The sequence below is a fragment of the Sporolactobacillus inulinus genome (assembly GCF_006539285.1).
Lineage (GTDB): Bacteria > Bacillota > Bacilli > Bacillales > Sporolactobacillaceae > Sporolactobacillus > Sporolactobacillus inulinus.
In genome coordinates, this window is sequence record NZ_BJMS01000164.1 from 1 (window position 1) to 3,391 (window position 3,391).

A 3,391-nucleotide genomic window follows, 5' to 3' on the forward strand; every position below is an offset into this window, starting at 1 on the left:
AAGACACGAATCCATCACACATGGCTGGAGATAAAGGACCGGGCGCTTTTTGCCCGGTTTTTCTTATGGCAAATTGTGTCGTTACAAGTCGGGTTTCATCGCTAATTTCCGTGGATTCGTTACCCCCGCGGCAAACAGGGTCATTTTACTGCATGGTTCAGTTTCTCGATGAGTTCGTCCAGATAGCCTTCTGCGCGGAACCGGCGCAGCGCAGTGCGCCGGGCGTTAAGTCCGAGCCGCATTCGTAATTCCGGACTGGCGGCACAGCGCAACAGGGCGCTGGTTAAGCGTCGTTCCATGAATGGATCGGTTGGAAGAATGATCCCTGAATCATTGCCGATTAACTCGGGGATTGCGCCGGCGTTGGTGGTAATCACCGCTTTTCCTGCAGCCATTGACTCGGCGATGGCTAGTCCGAATGCTTCGTGATACAGTGACGGCAGCGCGATGATGTCTGCTTGGAGGAGATAGGCCGGCAATTCCTCATGTGGAATGGCATGCAGCAGCAAGTAGCTGCTGCCGGGTAGTCGGCCTAAGGCATGTTGAATCAGGATCTGGTCTTTTTTACTGGAATAGTCGCCAAGCAGAACTAAATAGAGTGCCGGATTATTATGCCAGGCGTGGAAGAACGCATGGATTAAATTCGGTACGCCTTTTCCTTGATTGAGCCTGCCGTAATAAAGAATGACTTGCCGGTTTTCCGGAATGCCGCATTGCTGACGAACCCTTAGCTGCAGTTGCGGATCATTCGCCGGATGAAACAAGCGGGTATCGATACGATTGTAAAGAACGCACGCCTTGTCTGCATGCGCTCCTGCCGCTTTTACCCGTTTTTCAATAGAACTGCTTACCGACAGCACAAGGTCGCATCGAGCAATGACCGCGCGCGCATAAAAGCAGTCGGAACTCAGCGTATCGTTGTGCAGATGCAGAGCAAGCCGCGTGCGGCGGCTAAGATTGCGGCGCAGTTTCGGAATGTAAAGCGGCCGATTTTCGACAATGATCCAGTCGTAGCGTTTTTTCTTCAGTAAATGAATGGTTCGATTTAGAAAAACGTGGGAACAAAAGCGTACACGAAGTTTTGCACAGAGCCGATTTGCAAAGCCGCGCATCCGCCGGAATGGATCATAAGCAGAAACAAAATAAAACGTTGTATTCTTGAACGCTTGGCTTTGCCGTTCCGCTTGCGAATCTTCAATTGAGTAAAGATCCAGATGGATGGCGTTTTTTTGTTCATTTTCCCTAACCAACAGATCGACCAATGTTTCTACCGCGCCGCCACGGACAGCAGGCAGCGGTTTTTTTTCTGTACCGATGATTGCAATGTTCACTGTCAGTCCTCCTTAGACAATCGTGATTGCTGCCAGAGCTGCCAAATCGTCCGAATCGTATTTTTCTGCAGTACGATCAGCAGGATGAACAGCAGCAGATTAAGGGCGGTAACTCCTGGAAATGTCTGCGCATTGGCAAAAGCGCCGGCCAGCAAAAGTAGGAATACGGCATAATGCTTGGCAACGGGAAACTGAATCCAATGTTTTCCGGAAAAATAGGTGCGTGCGCTGAAAAAAAATAGAAAAGCGACGGCGGTGGCGATTGCCGCACCTTTTGCACCAAACGACGGAACGAGTAGAACATCGAGTACCGCCGCCGGGATCAGCGCGGCGAGACTGACCCAGATGTTCAGATTACTTTTTTTGCTGAATACGATGCCAAGACCGGTTGCTTCACTGACGGAATAGATGATCGGCTGCAGGCAGAGAAAACCAACCAGATATTGAGCTTCGCTGTAGCTGCTGGAAAGAAGTACAACGATCAGATTTTTGAAAAGAAAAATTGCTGCTGCCAAAAGCGACATCACCAGCAGAACGGCTTCGCCAACGCGTTTAAATGAATCAGCCGGTCGATTTTCGGAATACCAGCGATAGGCGGTGGGAACCCAGAAACTGGTGAACCCGCTTTGGATTACATTGAGCACAGCGGCGATTTTCAGGGTCGCTGAAAAAATACCGATTTGATTAAAATCGCTCCAAAGACGAAGCGCCAGCCTGTCGAGTCCGCCAAGCAAGCTGGAGAGTGACGTGGCTACGACAATCGGCAGACCGAACCGCACCATTATTTTTAATAGGGGGCGGTTAATCATCATTTTTCTAAAGTCAAGCAGCGCGCGGCAGCGCCAAAACAGCCAAAGGTCGCCAATGATTTGCCCTAATGAGGCAGCGTAGACAACCGTTAAAAAATCGCGGCGAATGAAAGCGATAAAAAATAGGGTCAGCAAAAGAACGGCCGCTTTGACGTTGATCGCAAGCAGCGAATATTCAAATGCCTTTTCCTGCATTCGAATTGACAGCATCATAAAGCGTTCGAGAACAATAAAAACCGTCATTAACCCGAAGAGAAGTGTCGGCCAGCGCGCATCAGCTTGGCCAAATAGAAGTAGGGACAGCGGCTCAGGCACAAGCAGTGCACAAAGGAAAACGATCATTGCCAACGCAAAAGGCAGGAGCAAGGCATTTTGAAACAGCTGCGTTTTGTCGTCAACTTCATGGTATTCACGCGTATAGGCTTGATCGATCCCGAAAAAAAGGAACGTGCCGGCAATGGTTTGAAAAAGCAGAAACATACTTGCTTTGCCGTATTCCTCCGGGCTAATGAAATAGGTTGTAACCGGAATCGTGACGAATGAAAGCAACGCACCGACAACCGGTCCAAGCGAAAAGCCAATTAATTTTTTTATCAGCGAATGCATCTTCGTTCACACGCTTTTCTTCATTTATTGTTTAGTTTTTCAAAGAAAGGTGTATTTCATACAGGGTTTTTGATTTATAAGGTGGTTTAAATCATGTATCATAGACAGAGATAAACCGTTGCAGGCCGTTGCTGCCGGTGCGATCCGCGTGAAGACATAGGATGGGCGAATTAGGGAAAAGCTAGGGACAATAAATACAGGAGGGAAAAAATGAACAGCCGATTTGCAATTTATGAGGAATTTGACGGTAGCAGGCCGCTGCCGGTGTCGATTCGTCTACCGCAGAAAATCGTTGAAGCGGCTTCGATACGCGATGCGGTCAACGCTTTTTCAATGAGGCATAATCTGGATATCATCCGCTATGAGGAGCTACCGGAGGACGATGTGCGCGTGCTGTTTCGCCGGACCAATGCGTTTGGACAGCGCGCCGACTTCGGCTACTACTTCCGAAAGCTTCGATTCGGCGAATTAATTGAACAGCCATGACGATCCGTTCCACTCTAAACTGAGGAAACGGATTTTCTTATTGAGGGTGTCTCAAAAGTCAATTGACTTTTGAGACACCCTTATAAAAACGTCTATTTTGAGATTAAGCGCGAAGATGCTCTGGCGCCTGCGGGATCGCCTTTGTTGATGCGTGCCAGC

At 48.9% G+C, this 3,391-nt stretch carries 3 protein-coding genes; 1 reads left to right on the top strand and 2 read right to left on the bottom strand.

Features of this window, described 5'->3' with window-relative positions; genetic code table 11:
* Positions 1 to 140 precede the first annotated feature (140 nt).
* Together SIN01_RS14280 and SIN01_RS14285 are read right to left on the bottom strand one after the other, a co-directional pair.
* Positions 141 to 1,331 (bottom strand): glycosyltransferase family 4 protein, encoded by a 1,191-nt coding sequence (locus SIN01_RS14280; protein ID WP_141306153.1) that lies wholly within the window; start codon positions 1,329 to 1,331, stop codon positions 141 to 143.
* Positions 1,332 to 1,333: 2 nt separating this feature from the next.
* Entirely contained in the window at positions 1,334 to 2,746 is a 1,413-nt protein-coding gene (locus SIN01_RS14285; RefSeq protein ID WP_141306154.1) for a lipopolysaccharide biosynthesis protein, read from the bottom strand.
* Between the two features lie 210 nt (positions 2,747 to 2,956).
* Between SIN01_RS14285 and SIN01_RS14290 the strand changes: the two genes are divergently transcribed.
* Positions 2,957 to 3,232: a hypothetical protein gene (locus SIN01_RS14290; RefSeq protein WP_141306155.1), complete on the top strand. Its 276-nt coding sequence runs from the start codon at positions 2,957 to 2,959 to the stop codon at positions 3,230 to 3,232.
* The last annotated feature ends 159 nt before the right edge of the window (positions 3,233 to 3,391 follow it).

Coding starts and splice junctions, on each gene's coding strand:
- SIN01_RS14290 (WP_141306155.1), top strand. CDS start 2,957: ATGAACAGCCGATTTGCAATTTATGAGGAATTTGACGGTAGCAGGCCG.
- SIN01_RS14285 (WP_141306154.1), bottom strand. CDS start 2,746: ATGCATTCGCTGATAAAAAAATTAATTGGCTTTTCGCTTGGACCGGTT.